Genomic DNA, 17558 nt, shown 5'->3' on the forward strand with positions numbered 1-17558 from the left:
CCAGGCGTCGGCCGGCGGAACGCACCGGAAGCCACCCGCCGCACCGGGCGGGCCCGTACGGTCCTCGCATGACCGACACCACACCGTGGCGCGAGATCCAACGCACCACCGAGTTCAGCAAGTTCGGCCGGGCCATCGACCGCGTCGACTTCGAGATGCCAGACGGACAGAAGACCGAGTTCTACCTCAAACGGGAGCGGCCGGCTGGCGCCGTGCTGGCCCTTACCCCCGATCAGCACGTCATCCTCGCCCGTCAGTACCGCCCCGGCCCGGCCCGTGTGCTGCACGAGCTCCCCGGCGGGTACATCAGGCCGCGGCCGCCATCGCCCGGGAGCTACTTGAAGAGACCGGCTACCAGGGCACCATCCTCAAGGTCGGCTCCTACTGGCTCGACGCCTACTCCAACGCCCACCGCACCGCGTTCCTCGCTACCGGCTGCATGAAGATCGCCGACCCCCGCCCGGAACGCACCGAGTTCATCGACGTCATCACCCTCCCCCTGGCCGAGTTCCGCGATCGCGTGCTCCACCAGGGAGCGATGACCGACACCGCCGCGGCCTACCTCGCCCTCTCCCACCTCCAGCTCCTGTAACTGGAAATGCGGCAGACGGGCCGGGCACAGCACGACCGCCCCCCACCCGGGAGGACCCCCGTGAACGAACGGAGCACCGCCCACACTGCCGCCGAGTACTACACCAGCACCCTGCTCACCCTGCCCGAGCGCACCGTCGCCCTGGTCCTGGCCGGCGGGCGGGGCACCCGCCTGCGCGCCGCCGCCGACCCCGAGCTGCAATCCACGCCGAAGGTGCTCGTGCCGATCGACACCGCAACCGGCCCCACCCCCATGCTCGGCAACCGCGGCCTGCGGCCCCACCCCAGCGCCGTCGCCTTCGGCGCCCGGCACGACGATGGACTGCGACGGACCCAGCACGTAACCGAGCGCGGCCGCGACCACCTTCGCCGGATCACCCAGCTCCCGCCGGTCGAGACCCTTCTCGTCCCCATCCGCATACGCCAGCTGCCCGGCCTGATTCTGGTCGTAGGTGGCCAGAACCTTGTACGTCTGGAGTCGGCGCAGATCCTCCATCGGCACCCAGCCGGAGGCGAGTTCACCGAACGGCCCGACTCCGCGCCGCAGCGGCTGAGACATGATCGGCTTGTAGTTCAGCCACGACCACGCGTCGATGATCAGCTCACGCACGCCCAGGCCCATGAGTGCTGCCCTCCCAGGCAACCAGGCCCCACGCCGCCCACCAGCCTAGACGCCAGCAGGATCAGGTCGACTCGGCTCGGTCACTGGGCGGCCGGTGCGGGCACCCTTCTCTGCGACATGCCCAGTGGTCTACGCCGGGGTCAGGCAGCCGTCGTCGAAGCCTTGCTGGTCGGCCATGACCTTCTGCGCCGACGTGAACTTCTGCCCCTCGGCTTCGCACAGCTGCGCGTTGCCCTGACGCCCGCCGCTGTGGACGATGGCGAGTTGGGCGTAGCGGCCGACGACGCGGGAGGCATCGCGGTTCTGCTCGGCGTTGCCCAGCCACTTCGCGGCCCACTCCGGGGTACCCGCAGCAGGCCACCCACGAACCCCGCCAGACCAGCACCCTGAGCAACCGCATCAGGACGATGGATCGCATGGTCTATCAGCCCGCCTCAGCGGATCACAGGTGCGGGGAGACCGGGCGTTCAAAGAAGGTCTCCAGTACCACCGTGGCCTGCGTGCCATTGACGCCCTCGATCGCGTAGAGCCGGCGCAGCACGTCCTGGAGCTGCTGGGTCGTCGCGGTACGTACCTTCACCAACACCGAGGCGCTGCCCGCGATGACATGCGCCTCCTGGATCTCGGGCACCGCGGCGAAGTCGGCAGCCGAGTCGCCCATCCAGGCCGAGGAGTCGACCATCACGAAGGCCAGCACGCCCTGCCCGAGGGCCACCGGGTCGACCTCGACGGTCGTGCGGCGGATGACGCCGCGTTCACGGAGCTTGCGCACGCGCTCGTGTGCGGCTCCGGCCGACAAGCCGACGGCCTTGCCCAGTACCGCGTACGCCTGCGTCGCGTCCTGCTGGAGCAGTTCCACGAGCCGGCGGTCGATGTCGTCCACGCCTGCGATCCCACTTCCCGCGTTGCCCGGCCTTCCCGCGATCGGGGGCCACTTGCGGAGACGATATCCCATCCTGCAATACTTCACTTGAACAGAACCTGCTTCGGATCCTTCGGCGAATGAGGCAACTATGTCTTCCACTATCAGTCACGGGCTCTACGAGATCCTGGACGACCGCTTCCGCGCCGGACGCTGCGCCAACGGCGATGTGCGGCTGGAGAAGCTCTACGGCGACTGCCGCTGGGCCGAGGGCCCGATCTACCTGCCGGCCTGGCGGCAGCTCATCTGGAGCGACATCCCCAACGACCGGATGCTGCGCTGGGATGAGGCCTCGGGCGCGGTCACGGTCTTCCGCTCCCCGGCCGGCCACAGCAACGGCAACACCCTGGACCGCGAGGGCCGACTGATCAGCTGCGAACAGGGCGGCCGGCGCGTCAGCCGCACCGAGCATGACGGCTCGATCACGGTCCTCGCCGACCGCTTCGAGGGCAAACGGCTCAACAGCCCCAACGACGCCACCGTGCGCTCGGACGGCTCGATCTGGTTCTCCGACCCGGACTTCGGCATCACCAGCGACTACGAGGGGCACCGTGCCGACAGCGAGATCGGCGCCTGCAACGTGTACCGGATCGACCCGGAGACCGGTGCGGTCCGGCTCGCCGCCGACGGCTTCGCCACGCCCAACGGGCTGGTGTTCTCCCCCGATGAGCGGCAGCTGTACGTGTCCGACACTCGCGGCGCCTGCATCCGGCGTTTCGACGTGCGCGAGGACGGAACGCTCTCGGACGGCGAGGTCTTCGCCGCGGCCGCCGACGGCGTCAGCCGCTTCGACAACCTCCGCTTCGACGACGGCGGACGCCTGTGGGCGGCGGCCATCGACGGCGGCGTCCACTGCTACGACCCGGACGGCACGCTGATCGGCAGGATCCTGGTCCCCGAGCCGGTCTCCAACATCGCCTTCGGCGGGCCGAAGAACAACCGCCTGTTCATCACCGCCTCGACGAGCCTGTACTCACTGGTCATGGCCGTGACCGGAGCCCCACGCATCCGCCGAGCCTGACCCGGTGCCGATGGTGCGCCGAGCCTCCGGCTCGCTGCGAGCCGAGGCGTCCCGCCGGTGCCAACCTCAGTGACCTGAGCCAGGGTGAGGGAACGGCAGCGGCGAGGACACCCTGCCGTCCCAGCGCGACGGCTCCGGGCCCGGAACGCGGATGATCAGGGGGAACCGCCCTGTCAGACGATCAAGACCGCAGACTTCCACCCCCACCAGCACGAGCACGGTCAAGGGTCGTCACGCCAGCCCCGCTAACCAGCACGTTCGAGATTGCGAAGGCTCACCGGTGTATCTCTACAGCTACACCGGTGCACACCCCGCCGTTTCAGCGGCAGCCGGACAGCCGGTTGTCGTCCATGCCCTGTGCGAGGGCGTCGAGCTGCCCGCCGCCGGCCAGTTCGGTCAGGCCGTGCACGGGGGCGTCCATCCTGTCGGGGCTGTCCATCCCGGCGACCCACGTCGCCATCTGGCCTTCCAGCTCCGGGTAGTGGCCGACGTGGTGGACCCGGCCCTGCTCGTACAGCTGCGCCACGGGGCTCGGCTCGGAGCCTCCTGCCGACCTTGGCGTTGACTTCGACGATCAGCGGCATCAGCTGACCGCGGGTCTCGCCTTCGCGGGCGAGCTGCTTCCATGCCTGGGCGAGGATCTGGCGGGCCATGTTGCCGCCGTAGTTCGCCTCGATCACGATCGCGTCAGCGCCCAGCCGCAACGCGAGGCGGCACGCGGCGAGGCCCCAGTCGTTGGCGCCGAGGATGCCAGACTCGTCGGCGACGACGTACAGGCGGTCCTGGTAGTCGAGGCCGAGGTCGCGGTGGTCCGCGAGAAGCTCACCGAGTTCCGCCGGTTCATCACGGTCACCTCCCGCAGCAGCGGCGACCTGCTGGACACCAGAACCCCGTCGGCCGGCACCGAGCACCTCCAGCTCCACCACTCCCTCGACACCATCGCCCGGGTGTTGACCCCGGGCTCAACCCGTCCGCCCGGGCATACGACGGCTGAGCCCGTACGAACACCGTGTTCCCGACCGAGAAGCCGTCGGGTCCGGGCTGCCTGGGGGCGGGCGGCCCGGACCCGACGGGTGTCCCCACACGCGCGTGGGACAGTGGTGCGCGCGGGCCGGCCATCATCTCGGCCTTCGACGCATCCCCACGCGGGGTAGGGGGCGCAGGACCACGGTCCTGGCCAGCCGGTTCAGTCAGGCAACGGATCGTCAACGCACTGTCGAGGGGCGGCCCTTGTGACCGGGTCGGCCGGGTCAGTAGGAGTCGGTCTCCTGCCACCCGTTGAACGTCTCGTCGCGGGCCTTGGAGGTGAGGTCCTTGTCGTTGACCATGGGGCTCCAGATGGTGACGTGGCCGGTGGCGGTATAGGTGCTGTAGGACTGGCCGATGCTGTTGATGACCTTCACGGTCTCACCGGAGACGGTGTACTGCTTGATCCGTCCCCAGGCGGCTCGGCAGGACGGGCTGTAGCGCAGCTCGAGCGTGGTGTTGGTGGAGACGGTGATGGCGTCGTTGGCACAGGTGGTGCTGGCCGGGTCCAGCCCGTTGCAGCTGCTCGCGTAGCAGCTGGTGGCCGCCGAGGCCGGGGCGGCCGCGAGCACGGCCCCCGACATCGCCAGGGCCAAGGTGGCGCCGACCGAAGCGGCCTTGCGGGTGCGGGAACGCATGGAGTCCTCCGGACTGGTACGGGATCAATGGAGCAGCACTCCCACTCTCGGGCTCCGAACAGCGTCCCTCCACCATCCCGGCGTCCCAGGGACGCTGCGGACCGTCCCGGGACCCTCGCGTCACAGCCTGGCCAACGTGGTTGCCCGACCAACACCGGGCGACTTGGAGTCGTCGGGCAGGTCATGAACACATCTGGAGGCCTGGGGCGGCCGCTGGCCCTGGCCATCGACCGTGTTCATCCGTCCGGGGCGCGGCGATTGCCCGCTGAACGGCTCGCCGACGTCCCCGACGACCAGCTGCCCCAGGCCTGTTCCGACTCCATGGGTGGGCCCTGGTGTAGCTGAAGGGCTACACCAGGGCCCACCGCTCGCGTCATCGGCGGCCGGACGGCCGGTTGTCGGCCTGCTCCACCCGACCGACGGTGCCGGGAGACGCGAGGCCACCGACGCGCGCCGGACATGGGGCAGCAACCGCCCGTCCCTTCACTCAAGCGGTCACGGAACGGACGCCCGCCGACTACACCGAAGCCCTGCGACCACCCGGGCAACGATTCGCACTGACCGACCAGTTGCGGTAGCCCCGGGCACGGTTCGGGGCTACCACGGCGCGGACGGGTGGTCTTCGCCCAAACCCCTGCACCCGGGCGCGCCGGACACCAGGATGGCCCGGGTGAAGACCACCTCCCCCACCCAAGACGCAGCGCCGGACCTCTGGCACCACTACGGCCGCACCCGCACCGACACCGACCGCGCCGTCCCCGACTCCTTCTCCTGGGTCTGGGCCCAGGACGGCGGACCCGGACCCGAGGTCCTGGGTGACCTCACCGGCCTCGTGGTGGCCGACCTCGGCGCGGGCGCCGCCCGACACGCCGCCCACCTCGCCGTCCACGAGGCACCGGCCCGGGTCGACGCCATCGACGCCTCCCTCGCCCAACACGCCATGTCCCGTGACCTCCACAGCCACCTCGCCCCGCGCCTGCGCACGGTGCACGCCGAGGTGGTCGAGCACCTGGACGCGCACCCGGACGAGTACGACGTCCTCTACTCGGTGTTCGGCGCCATCGACTTCACCGACCCCCGCCGGCTCCTCCCGGCCGCTGCCCGCGCCCTGCGCCCCGGCGGGCTGTTCGCCGCCTCCACCCTGGGCCACTACCTCGGTGGAGCCCCCGCCGAACCGACCATCGTGCACGCCGACATCCCGGCCAGAACGCCGGACGGCACCCCGACATCGATGCGACGCTGGGTCCTCCAGGAGCACATCTGGACGAAGCTCCTGGACGAGGCCGGCTTCACGGCGATCACCATCGACCGGATCCCCCCGACGACATCGGGGCCACGCTCAGCCGACACCCTGCTGCTCCGGGCCCACCCGTCCCGGTGAGGCACGCCCCCAGCACGGCACATCCGGCGTAGTGGCCCCCGACCGCGAAGGCCCCTGCGCCCGCCCCCAACGACGGGCCCGGCCCCGCCCTCACCACCCCGGAGCACCAGCACCATGAGCACCCGCACCTACGGCACCGCCACCGTCGCCCTCCCCGGCCTCGGCCCGACTGACGCGCACCTGCAGCCGCTTACCCACCTCGTCGGCGACAGCATCCGCGACTTCGTCTACGCCGACGCCGACCTGCGCGACCTCGCCCTCACCGACACCGCGCTCCTGGCAGGCCGCATCCGCAACCTCTCGGCTCAGCGCGCCACGTTCGAAGGCGTCCGGCTGTCCTCCTTGGAGATCACCGGCAGCACGATCGCCGCCCTGGCCTGGTCCGGAAGCCGCACCACCCAGACCCTCCTGGCCGACAACCGCCTCATGGGGGCCTCGATCACCAGCGTCATCTTCAGCGACACGCTCTTCGAGGGCTGCCGCCTCGACTACGCCACCTTCGAGAACGTTCGCGCGGGCGGCACCCTGGTCTTCGACCGCTGCGTCCTCACGGAAGCCACCTTCACCGGCTGCGACCTGCGCGGCGTCGTGTTCCGGGACTGCGTCCTGGGCAGGACCACGTTCGGTGCCAGCCGCTACAAGGACACCGACCTGCGAGGCAACGACTTGAGCACCATCAGGGGAGCAGCCAACCTCGCCGGGGTCCTCCTCGACCCCGCCCAGCCCGCCCAGCTCACCGACGCGCTGATGGCGGAACTCGACGCCACGATCCGGCCGCTGGAACAGCCCTGACAAGGAGCACTCGTTGCCCATCGCCATCGCCTGCCCTGACCTGGCCGCCCTGGCCGCCCGCTGCGACGCCGCAACCATTTGCGCCGACAGTCTCGACCCCACCTTCGAGCCATCGCTTCCAAGGGGCTCCAGGAACCGGACGCGTGATCGCCATCACCAGCGACCACCGGCGCGTTCCAGGTCATCGGGGCGTGCCCGGCGTTGGACGTCGTCCTCACCTCGACCAGCACCCGCCGGCACTGGAACGATGCCAGGGCGGCCCTCGCCAAGCCGATCCCCGACAAGCGACTCAGGACGGTGCTCGATGTCCTTTCAGCCGGATGACGACACTCGGCACAACCTCACAGCGGCACACCAGAAGGCCGCCGCGTTCCTCGGCCTCGCGTGCACCGGACCGCCCGTCTTCGGCACCTCCGGAACCACCGTCGGCCGCCGGGCCGAGAACAGCTGGCTGCGCGTGTCCAGAAGCAGCCGCCGTCGGGCACCCCGGCCGCCCGGGCAGGGCGCCCTCGGCGCGGAACAGCTCATCCCCACCTCTGTACCGCGGCCCCGGCTCCACGACACCGTGGACTGGACCGAGAGCGGCTGGTTCTACCAGGCCGACGTCTTCGACCTGGCGGGTCCAGCGATCTGCTCCACCCCGGACCTTCGTGACGACCCCGGTCTGGACGACAGCTGGTGGCTCTCGCTGAAGCACGCGCTGGCCGGTATCGCGGAAGCACCCGGCACGAAGACCACCCCGCGCCAGACATGGGTCGAAGAGGCATTCCCGAAGTACCTCGGCATCCCGGCCCCCACGCGCGTCGAGCGGGTCACCGGCCACGGAGACCTGCAGTGGGCCAACCTGACCGCCGAGCCGTTCATGCTCCTGGACTGGGAACGCTGGGGATTCGTCCCGGTCGGCTACGACCCCGCTGTCCTCTGGGTCAACAGCCTTCTCGTACCAGCGGTCGCGGAACGCATCCGCGCCGAGTTCGCTGACATCCTCGACACCCCCGCCGGACGTGTCGGCCAACTGATCGCCCTCGCGGAGATGCTCCAGGCCGTCGACCGAGGGTACTACCCCCACCTGGCGCCGCTGCTCGCCGACCAAGCGCGCGAGCTGACCGGGATCACCCCGTCCCAGCCCACCGGCTCCGAAATCGTCCGGTAGACCATGGACCTGCGACGGGCCCCGTCGATCACGTACTCCCCCAATGTGGCCGGTCGATCGGACAGAATGTCGGTTTGACCGGCCGTTTTGGTGTTCGTGAACGCCGATCGCCCTCACCGGTTCATGAGGGGCGATCCAACCCGTAGCCATCGCACTCGCGCGCCGTCCCTGGGCGCCGACGGATCTGGTAGACGCTCTCCCGATGGCCGCCCAGCAACCCTCTGGGACTACGGCCGTGCTCCGATTGCAGCGGAGCCGGCCCCAGTCGACAGGCTGACCACGTTCGGGGACGCCCCCATGGCGTCCCCGAACCCCCGCCGGCCAGAAAGGCCGTCACGTCACGGCCTGGTCCACCTCGGCCCGCACTGTACGGTCACCCCGGCTCGCTCCGGACGACGGTAAGCAAGAGCCGGCCGGAGTAACGGGGACGGGGCTCAGCGACCGGGTAACGGCCCGATGACGGGATTTCCAAGGGCGGTAAAAATCTTCACCGGGAAAGAGTGTGCCTTTCGGACATTCCTTACCCGATCAACCACATCTGAGAAGGCGTCACACCGACGGGAATTGCGGACCGCTCCACCGGTCGAGTAGATGTTCCCGTCGGCATGCCCGTCCTGGCAGATCCGTCCCGGCATGCCCGTCACGATCCCAGGGGGACCTTCCACATGCGCAACTCGCGCAGACGCGCGCTCTACGCGCCCTTCACCATCGCCGCCGTCGTCCTCGGGGCGACCGCCGTCCCGGCGCACGCGGACGACCTGAAGCTCACCTTCGCCGGAGTCTCGAACTCCACCGTCCAGATCCCGACCAAGCCTGCGCAGCCAGGTCAGGGCAGCCAGAATCTGCACATAGAGATCGGCCGGATCGGCTCGGGCACCGCGCACGACGCGAAGGTCGTGTTCGACACCACCGACCTGGCCGGCGTCGCGGACCTGACCGTTCCCGGTTGCGCGACCGCGGGCAAGACCATCACGTGCGACCAGCGCGAGCTGAACTTCGACCGGATCAACCTCCTGTACAACCCGTGGCTCAGTGCTGTACAGGGGGCGACCCCGGGCAGCCACGGAGTGCTGCACCTGAAGCTGACGGCGTCCAACGCGCAGAGCGCGAGCCGGGACGTCCGGGTCGACGTCGGCGGGCCCGACTTCAAGGCCAAGCCGCTCGCCGACCAGAACAACGTCAAGCCCGGCACCGTGCTGACGCCGTCGGTGGAGTTCGCCAACGTCGGTGACCTGCCGGCCGGCAAGGTCGTGGGTGGCCGTCGACGCCATCTCCGGCATCGACTTCAAGCAGCGCCCGTCGAACTGCGAGTTCGCGTCCGAGCCGGATGGCGGCTGGGGCGACAAGACCTGGCCCGGTGACTCCGTCGCGATCTGCACCGTGGACACCACGGTCGCGCCCGGTCAAGTGGTCGCCCTGGACCCGCTGCAGCTCGGCATCACCGACAGCGCCTGGTACACCTTCGCGGACATCACGGTGTCCCCGGCCGAGGACGCCCAGTTCTCCGAGATCTCGGACTGGCGCAAGCGGCTGACCTTCCAGCGCGGCACCGGCCCGGCCCTGACCGTGAAGCCGACCAACGACCCCGGCCTGCTCAGCGCCCCCCGCACGAGCTACGACAACCGCGTCGAGCAGAACGTGCTGGCCACGAACACCGCCGATTTCTCTGCGCTGGGCTCCTGGAAGCCTAACGGCGACAAGCAGGGCACGCTGTCGGTCGGCTTCCGCAACAACGGGCCGGCCTCGATCTTCTACCGCAGCGGCGACGCGGTCGTGACCGTCCAGGCCGCGATCCCCGCCGGCGTCACCGTGACCAAGGTACCGGACGGCTGCCGACCCAAGACCTGGGAGAACGGCAGGCAGGTCGCCCACCCGGACAAGTACCTGTGCGAGTCCCCGATCTGGGTGGCGAGCGGGCTGGAGAAGGTGTTCCCGTTCGGGCTGTCGATCGATGCCGGCACCACGCCGCCGACCGTCCAGGTGACACTCCAGGACCAGGAGAGCCTGTACGGCACCGGCGCCACGATCGCCAAGTTGTCCTTCGAACCGGACCCGTCGCACGAGTCGGTCTCGGTCCAGCTGGGCACTCAGGCGAGCGGCTCGATCCCCGGCCCCGTCCCGACCTCGGAGCCCTCGCAGGGCCCGACGCCGAGTAGCCGCCCGACCTCCGCACCGCCGATCGCGCGGCCGACCGCCACGCCCTCGACGCCGGGCCAGGCCCCGAGCACGACGGCCCCGGCCGCGAGCACCACCTCCCCCAGCGCCCACGCGCTGAGCGGCGACCTCGCCCACACCGGTAGCGACGGCACGCTCCTGATCGCGGGCACCGGCGCGGCGGCCATCGCCGTCGGCGGCGCGCTGTTCGTGGTCGCACGCCGCCGCAAGGCCGCGACCCACCGCTGAGACCCGACGAGGGCGGGGACCGAGTACCGGTCCCCGCCCTCGTGCGCGTTCGGCGCCGCCCGGAACAGCTTCACCGGCGGGCCGAAGGGTCACGGCAAGTGCCCTCCCGCCGGGCAGGACCGCGCGGGAAATGTCTCCAAAGTCGCGGGCACGATCACCTCGCGGAACGGATGTCACTGCAGGTCAAAGGATTGTGTCGGTTGGCCTTGTAGGAGGGGCTGCCGCGGCAGGATCACGAAGACGATCTTTCCGTCGGCCCTCCGGCGGCCGCCCCGGACGCCGCCCTCCATGAGGGACATGGACGCCAAGCCGGTCGCGTGACTGTCGGCGCCGACGACCTCCCAATTCGGCGTCGCAGCTTGCCCGCCAGCACCAACCGACCTGCGAGGCAACGACCTGAGCACCATCAGGGGAGCAGCCAACCTCGCCGGGGTCCTCCTCGACCCCGCCCAGCCCGCCCAGCTCACGGATGCGCTGATGGCCGGACTCGACGCCACGGTCCGGCCGCTGGAACAGCCCTGACGAAGAGCATCCGGTGCCCATCGCCATCGACTACCGTTCCCTGGCCGCCCTGACCGCCCGCTGCGACGTCGCGACCATCCGCGCCGACAGTCTCGACCCCACCTTCAGGCGTGCGCAGCGTCGTCCTACCCGCCCTGGGCGGTCCGCTGACGGCGACCAGCGTCGGGCGGTCCGCCCCTCCCGCCCGTAAACACCTCGTCTACAACGTGTCTACAACAGCCTGCCAGCGTGCCTCTGTTCAACAGTGAAGTTCAGAGGAGCTCCTTATGGCACGCGCGGTCACGACCGCCCCATCGGCCGGACGGCGAATACGGTGGCGACCACATTGGGCGGGTGCGGCGTTCGTGACGCTCCTCGCCCTGATGGCAGGGCTCGTCGGCGGGTTCCCGGTTCCCGCGCACGCGGTGGGTCCTGCCGCCCCGCCGCAGGCCGGGCCGGCAACCGTCCAGGAACACACGGCCGCGACGTTCAACATCCTGGCCGGCACCAGGTGGCCGCGGGACATCTGGAGCGTTGCCCAACGCGTCGATGTCCTGGCACTCCAGGAGGTCAGGCACGATGATCTGATCGACGCGAACGACGACAAGAACGATCCGGACAACACCGACATCCATCGCCTGCCTCCGATTCAGGTGGATGCCAACGTCCAGGTCGACCGGTTCGAGTGGAACGCGTTTCCCGCCTCGATGGGCGGCACCCGCACCATCTACCGGCTTAACTCGAGCAACCCGCTCAGGCCCCTGATCAAGAACCGCTCGCTGGCCCTCGTGGTGGCGAAGCGCGTCGACAACGCGAACCCCGTCGTCCGGGTCATTCCAGCCCAACCGGAGGAGGACGACGGCCAAGTGGCGTGGGACTCCAAGCCCACTCTGGGCGTCAAACTGGCGGACGGCACGTGGTTCTACTCCATGCACGCCACGAACAGGGTGGGCGCCGCCGAACACAACAACGTGCCGGCCGTCGTCGACGCGATCGCGGCGACCGGCGACGCGAACTGGGCGCTGATGGGCGATTTCAACCGCAACCCGCGGTCACTGACGGCGGCGACGGCATTCGGCAGCGGCCGTGAGATCGTCAACTCCGGCCTGAACACCCACCCCCGGAGCAGGCCCGCCAACGAGTACGACTACATGATCGCCCGTGGGCTGCCCGCTGGCCACCAGTACACGGGGCGCCGTCTCAGCTACACGGAGGAATCGGACCACATCCCGGTGATGTTCAGCAAGGACCCGCTGCGCAGGCGCGACGAGCCGTGCCCGCCGACCGCACCGTCCCGGCCCCGGACGGCAGCCGTGCCCGCGCTCGCACTCGCCTCGTTCGACACCGCGGCCGACGGCACGCCGTCGACGCCCCCCGCTCCCGCCGCCACCACCCGGGAACCGCAGCACGGACGGGTGTCCGTCCTGACGTCCGCCGCAGCCAACCTGGTCGCCGACGTGCCGGATGCCTCGGCTGCTACGGGCAGCCTGGTCCTGGCGAGTGCCCCCGACTGCTCCGCCGGACAGAGCTGGGCGACCTGGCAGAAGCCGGACGACACCTGGGTGATCGAGACCGGCCGGACCAACGGCACCACCCCGGCCGGACAGGGCAGTGTGCTCAGCATCCCCGCGTACGGTGACCGGCTGACCATCCGTCCGATCGAGAACGACGCGACGACCGGCAAGCTCGACGGCAGCCCCGACCAGCGCTGGCGCTTCGTCGCCGACGGCGCGGGCGGCTACCGCATCACCTCGGCCGCCGACGGCCGCTGCCTCACCTCCGACGGCACCGGGCTGACGGTGGCGTCGTGCGACGGCTCGGACCGGCAGGGCTGGCGGCTGTCCGTGCCGTGCGCCGGTGCCGGCCACGCCGTCCCCGGCTTCCCCGACCTGCCGTGGCCGACCGTCGCGGACCACCCCGAGCTGACCTGGCCCTCGCTGCCCGGCCACCCGGCGATCCCGTGGCCGTCCGTCCCGGGCTTCCCGGGCGTCCCGATGCCCGGCGTCGCTGGCCTGCCGGAGCTGCGCTGGCCCGGCTTCCCCACCCTGCCCACCACGCCGTGGCCCACGATCTCCGGCCACCCCGAGGCGACCTGGCCGGCCCTCCCCGACTCCCCCACCGTCCCGTGGCCCGCCATGCCGGGCCACCCCGGCGTCCCGTGGCCGGTGCTGCCACTGCCCGGCAACGGCGACGGCACAACGCTGATTCCCGGGCTGCCCAACGCCGCCGACCCGGCGATCCCGGGGCACCCGGGCCAGGCCTGGCCCACTGTGCCGGGGTTCCCCCAGGTGAAGTGGCCCTCGGTGCCGGGCTCCCCGAACGTGCCGTGGCCGGGCCATCCCGACCTGCCGGACGGGTCGGCAGCGGGCGGGCCGGCCGTTCCGGACGTCACCTGGCCGACGCTCCCGAGCGCGCCGTTCTGGCGCTGGCCGTCCGTCCCCGGATTCCCGACCGTCCCGTGGCCCTCGCTGCCGGGGCTGCCGGACGTCCCCTGGCCGGCGACCACCGGCTTCCCGAACGACCCGGCCGCGTGGTCGAACCCGCCCAAGTCGCCGGAGGAGCCTCCCAAGTGCAAGCGGCAGAACCCGCCGGACGGCAACACCCCTGATGACCCGGGCACGAAGCCGACCGACCCCGGCACGGGTGGCACTCCCGATGGTGATCCGTCGGTGCCCCCGTTGCCGGCCATCGGTCTGCCCAGCTTCCCGGCGCTGCCGTCCTTCCCCAAGTGGGGCACCGGCCCGAGCGGGCCGGGTACCGGCCCCGGTGGCGGACCCCGGCCGGATCCGGCACTGGGGATCGGCATCGCGTCGGTGGCCGACCCCCAACTGGTGCCGGACGTGCGCGGCGGCGTGCCCGCCGCGGGCACGCCCGTGCAGGCGTGGCAGCCGAATGGGACCGACTCGCAGCGGTGGGTGTTCTGGGACCGCGGCAACGGCAACTGGCTGATCGAGACCCGGCTCAGCTACGGCAGCAGCCGTCCGCAAGACCGGATGGTGCTCGGGCAGGACACCGGCTCGCACCGGACGGCGCTCCAGCCGGTGGCGGCGGACCGGGCGGGCCAACTCTGGACGTTCGCCGACGCCGGAAACGGTTCCTCGACGATCACCAACGGTGACGGCAGGGGCTGCCTCACCCTGTCCGCCTCCGGGCAGCCTCTGGCGGTGAACACCTGTGACGGTTCCGACCAGCAGAAGTTCCGCCTGAACGGCCAGACGGGAACCGGCGGCGGCGACAACAGCGGCGGCACCCAGCCACCGCTGGGTGCCGGCGGGACCCAGCCCGCGCACAACCGGACGGTGGTGCTGCAGTCGGGCAACAACGCCATGGTCGCGGACCTCGACGCCGCGAACACCGCCGCCGGTACCCGGATCAAGGCGCAGGGCCGTAACAGCAACGACGCGCAGAAGTGGACGCTGTGGCAGAAGCTGGACGGCCAGTGGCTGATCGAGACCAAGCTCGGTGGCGGCATGGTGATGGACCACAATCCCAACACCCATCGCACCCACCTTCAGGGTGCGCAGGAGGGGAACGCGAACCAGTTGTGGCGGTTCGTCGATGCCGGGGGCGGCTGGTTCACGATGGTCAGCGCCGCCGACCGGGGTTGCCTCACGGCGGCGGCCGACGGCGAGGACCTGGCGATCCGCGGCTGTGACGGCACCAACGCGCAGAAGTGGCGTCTGACCGAGGCCGTCGACAATCCGCCGACCGACGGCGGCGGCAACGGCGGTGGTGACAACGGCAATGGCGGTGGCGGTGGCGGGAACGGGAAGCCCGACGAAGCGGCCGCGGTGCGGGTCTACTCGGCGTTCCCGTCCAAGTGTCTGGACGTCACCGGTGGCAACACCGCGAACAACACCCCGATCGACCTGTACGACTGCAACGACACCGCCTCCCAGCGGTGGACCCCGGCCGCGACCAGCGGTGGTCTCGCCCTGAAGGCGTTCGGCAAGTGCCTGGACGTCACCGGCGGCAACACCGCCGGCGGCACCCGGGTGGGTCTGTACGACTGCAACGGCACCGCGGCGCAGAACTGGCGCCAGGGAGCGGACTACTCCCTGGTCAACTCGAACTCGGGCCGGTGCCTCGACGTCACGGGCGGCAACCCCGTGAACGGGACCGCGCTGCAGATCTGGGACTGCAACGCGACCGACTCCCAGCGCTGGGGTCTGGGCGGCGTCCCGCCGCGCGCCCCGCAGCAGCCCGTGCAGCAGCCCGGCACCACCCCGGTGGTGAGCCCCGGCATCGCCTCCTCGCAGGTCGCCACCTTGCGCTCGGCCAACAACGCCATGGTCGCCGACCTCGACGGTGCGAACACCGCCTCGGGTACCTCGATCAAGGCGCTCGCCGGGAACGGCAACGACGCGCAGCGCTGGGCGTTCTGGCCCACCGCGAACGGACGCTGGATCATCGAGACACTGCTGACCGACGGCAAGACCGCCGCCGGCCAGGGCATGGTCATGGACCACGACCCCGGCAGCCACCGCACCCATCTGATCCGGGTGCTGGAGGGCAACGCCAACCAGCACTGGGCGTTCCACGACGCCGGAGGCGGCTGGTTCTGGATCACCAGCGATACCGACAACGGCTGCCTGACCGCCAACAACCCCGGCGAGCAGCTGGGCATCTGGGCCTGCGACGGCTCGGACCGCCAGCGCTGGCGCCTCGACAACATCCAGAACGGCCCGACCCAGGGCGGCGGCTCCGGCACAGGCTCCAACGGCGGAGGGAACACGGGCGGCGGCAACAACGGCGGCTCCTCGGCAGGCGGCGGGAACGTCAACACCGGCGGATCCCCGCAGGCGCCCGGCGCCAGCTCGGTGCGCCACGGCGTCACCACCGTCCTGCACTCCGGCAACAACGGCATGGTCGCGGACCTCGACGGCGCCAACACAGCCGCGGGCACCCGCATCAAGGCCCTGGGCAACAACGGCAGCACCGCGCAGCAGTGGATGCTGTGGCAGAAGCCGAACAACCAGTGGCAGATCGAGACGAAGTACGCCGGGGCGATGGTGATGGACCACAACCCCAGCACCCACCGCACCCACCTCACCAGCGCCCAGGAGGGCAACGCCAACCAGCTCTGGCGCTTCCAGGAAGGCCGGCCGGGCTGGTACCGGATCGTTTCCGCGGCCGACAACGGCTGCCTCACCGCCGTCAACGCGAACGAGGACCTCGCTGTCTGGGCCTGCACCGCCTCCACCGCCCAGTGGTGGAAGCTCAACGACTGGGGCACCGGAGACAACGGCGGGGACAGCGGGGGAGGTGGCAACACCGGGGGTGCCAACTCCGGAGGCGGCGGCAGCAGCGGAGGTGGTAACTCCGGAGGCGGCAGCAGCGGAGGCGGTAACTCGGGAGGCGGCGGCGGGTTCCGCCCGCCGGACGGCATCCAGCTCCCCCCGCTCTGCAACGGCAGGCAGTCCTCCAGCTCGTGGATGTGGCACGGGGACACCCTGTGCGCGGGCCAGAGCCTCGGGTCCTCGGCAGCAGAGCAGTCCACCCGTCTCGTCATGCAGCAGGACGGCAACCTCGTCGCCTACTACACGGAGGGTGGCGCCCTCGGCGACCACACCTGGTCCGTGTGGGAGTCCAAGACCATGGGCTGCGGGTTCCGGGCCGTCATGCAGGACGACGGGAACCTCGTCGTCTACGGCGCCGACGACCGCGTCTGCTGGTCCTCGGGAACCAGCGGTCGGGGCGGCTCCTGGCTGATGGTCAGCCCCCTGGGCAACATCCAGATCCTCCAGGCCGGCGACGCGACCGGCGCCGCCATCGACGGAGCCCGCGCGGTGGCCGCCGCGGGGAGGGGCGACTTCCTGGAGGCGTTCATCCACGCGCTGCAGGCGATCATCAAGGCCATTCCGAGTGTCCAGTGGGAGACGCGTACAGGACACCAGCGCCTTCTCCCGCCCAAGTGCGTCGTGTCGGGAGGCCGGGTCATCCCCTGTACCTGACCGACTCGCGCAGGATCCGGTAACGCCGGCCGCGTTCGCATAGCGGGAGGGGCACCCACAGGTGCCCCTCCCGCTCCATATGCCGGCCACCGGTCGGAAGGCGAGATGACCGCCACCTGCCGCCACCGCCTCGGTGACGTGGCACACCCCATCAGGTCAGTGAACGCCATCCGCCGGTGCCAGGCCCGCACCAACCGTAGCGAGACCGAGCGGGTCTGCGTCGCTGCCCGGGTCGGCGCCGGCCGAGACGACGTCCATGCATGCGACCCGCCCACCGCCCAAGGGTGCCGTCCACGGACCGGGCCAACACCCTCGCGCCGCTGGTCCGCTCCCTGACGACGCCCAACCCGCCAGAGCTGAGCGGCACCACTTCGGCCCTGCCAGGCCGACATCACGAGTCTCAGGTTCAGTGGTCCGCTTTGGGCCGAGGTCTGTCAGCACGTACTCGACCTTCCCGGCCTCGACGTGGCGGTCGACCAGGCCGCATCGTCACACCGCGCACGCCCGTTCGCCGCGCGGCCGCCCGCTACCGCCGGGATGGCTGCCGCCGGCCC

General features: G+C 70.8%; 11 protein-coding genes. 7 read left to right on the forward strand and 4 right to left on the reverse strand.

All coding sequences use genetic code 11. From position 1 onward, the window contains the following. Window positions 1-334: 334 nt before the first annotated feature. Together ACZ47G_RS21795 and ACZ47G_RS21800 are read right to left on the reverse strand one after the other, a co-directional pair. Window positions 335-1213: a hypothetical protein gene (locus ACZ47G_RS21795; RefSeq protein WP_465744999.1), complete on the reverse strand. Its 879-nt coding sequence runs from the start codon at window positions 1211-1213 to the stop codon at window positions 335-337. A 442-nt stretch (window positions 1214-1655) separates the two neighbouring features. Continuing rightward, entirely contained in the window at window positions 1656-2096 is a 441-nt protein-coding gene (locus ACZ47G_RS21800; protein WP_465745001.1) for an Lrp/AsnC family transcriptional regulator, read from the reverse strand. Between the two features lie 130 nt (window positions 2097-2226). Here ACZ47G_RS21800 and ACZ47G_RS21805 point away from each other — a divergent pair, with 130 nt between their 5' ends. Continuing rightward, on the forward strand, window positions 2227-3156 hold the full coding sequence (locus ACZ47G_RS21805; protein ID WP_465745003.1) for an SMP-30/gluconolactonase/LRE family protein: 930 nt from the start codon (window positions 2227-2229) through the stop codon (window positions 3154-3156). Window positions 3157-3475: 319 nt separating this feature from the next. Here the strand turns inward: ACZ47G_RS21805 and ACZ47G_RS21810 are convergent, their stop codons facing one another. Then, window positions 3476-3682, reverse strand: a complete 207-nt coding sequence (locus tag ACZ47G_RS21810) for a hypothetical protein (RefSeq protein WP_465745005.1) — start codon at window positions 3680-3682, stop codon at window positions 3476-3478. A gap of 724 nt (window positions 3683-4406) precedes the next feature. Then, complete coding sequence (locus tag ACZ47G_RS21815) at window positions 4407-4820, reverse strand: DUF2690 domain-containing protein (protein ID WP_465745007.1); 414 nt, start codon at window positions 4818-4820, stop codon at window positions 4407-4409. Window positions 4821-5490: 670 nt separating this feature from the next. Here ACZ47G_RS21815 and ACZ47G_RS21820 point away from each other — a divergent pair. The 6 genes from ACZ47G_RS21820 (at window position 5491) to ACZ47G_RS21845 (ending at window position 17004) form a co-directional block, all read left to right on the forward strand. Then, the gene (locus tag ACZ47G_RS21820) at window positions 5491-6201 is read left to right on the forward strand and encodes a class I SAM-dependent methyltransferase (RefSeq protein WP_465745009.1); all 711 of its coding nucleotides are present in this window, start codon (window positions 5491-5493) and stop codon (window positions 6199-6201) included. A gap of 114 nt (window positions 6202-6315) precedes the next feature. Continuing rightward, window positions 6316-6993: a pentapeptide repeat-containing protein gene (locus ACZ47G_RS21825; protein WP_465745011.1), complete on the forward strand. Its 678-nt coding sequence runs from the start codon at window positions 6316-6318 to the stop codon at window positions 6991-6993. 304 nt (window positions 6994-7297) lie between these two features. Further along, a complete protein-coding gene (locus ACZ47G_RS21830; RefSeq protein ID WP_465745013.1) occupies window positions 7298-8146 on the forward strand; it encodes a hypothetical protein in 849 nt (282 codons plus the stop codon). 665 nt (window positions 8147-8811) lie between these two features. Beyond that, on the forward strand, window positions 8812-9507 hold the full coding sequence (locus ACZ47G_RS21835) for a hypothetical protein (protein ID WP_465745014.1): 696 nt from the start codon (window positions 8812-8814) through the stop codon (window positions 9505-9507). Continuing rightward, window positions 9401-10549, forward strand: a complete 1149-nt coding sequence (locus ACZ47G_RS21840; protein WP_465745015.1) for an LPXTG cell wall anchor domain-containing protein — start codon at window positions 9401-9403, stop codon at window positions 10547-10549. Before ACZ47G_RS21835 ends, ACZ47G_RS21840 begins: the two co-directional genes overlap by 107 nt. Before the next feature lie 866 nt (window positions 10550-11415). Beyond that, window positions 11416-17004 carry an RICIN domain-containing protein gene (locus tag ACZ47G_RS21845; protein ID WP_465745017.1) on the forward strand — a complete coding sequence of 1863 codons (5589 nt, stop codon included), beginning with the start codon at window positions 11416-11418 and terminating at the stop codon, window positions 17002-17004. Window positions 17005-17558 lie beyond the last annotated feature (554 nt).

The organism is Kitasatospora sp. NPDC030952, from assembly GCF_055571335.1.

Coding starts and splice junctions, on each gene's coding strand:
- ACZ47G_RS21835 (WP_465745014.1), top strand. CDS start 8,812: ATGCGCAACTCGCGCAGACGCGCGCTCTACGCGCCCTTCACCATCGCC.
- ACZ47G_RS21805 (WP_465745003.1), top strand. CDS start 2,227: ATGTCTTCCACTATCAGTCACGGGCTCTACGAGATCCTGGACGACCGC.
- ACZ47G_RS21825 (WP_465745011.1), top strand. CDS start 6,316: ATGAGCACCCGCACCTACGGCACCGCCACCGTCGCCCTCCCCGGCCTC.
- ACZ47G_RS21795 (WP_465744999.1), bottom strand. CDS start 1,213: ATGGGCCTGGGCGTGCGTGAGCTGATCATCGACGCGTGGTCGTGGCTG.
- ACZ47G_RS21815 (WP_465745007.1), bottom strand. CDS start 4,820: ATGCGTTCCCGCACCCGCAAGGCCGCTTCGGTCGGCGCCACCTTGGCC.
- ACZ47G_RS21830 (WP_465745013.1), top strand. CDS start 7,298: ATGTCCTTTCAGCCGGATGACGACACTCGGCACAACCTCACAGCGGCA.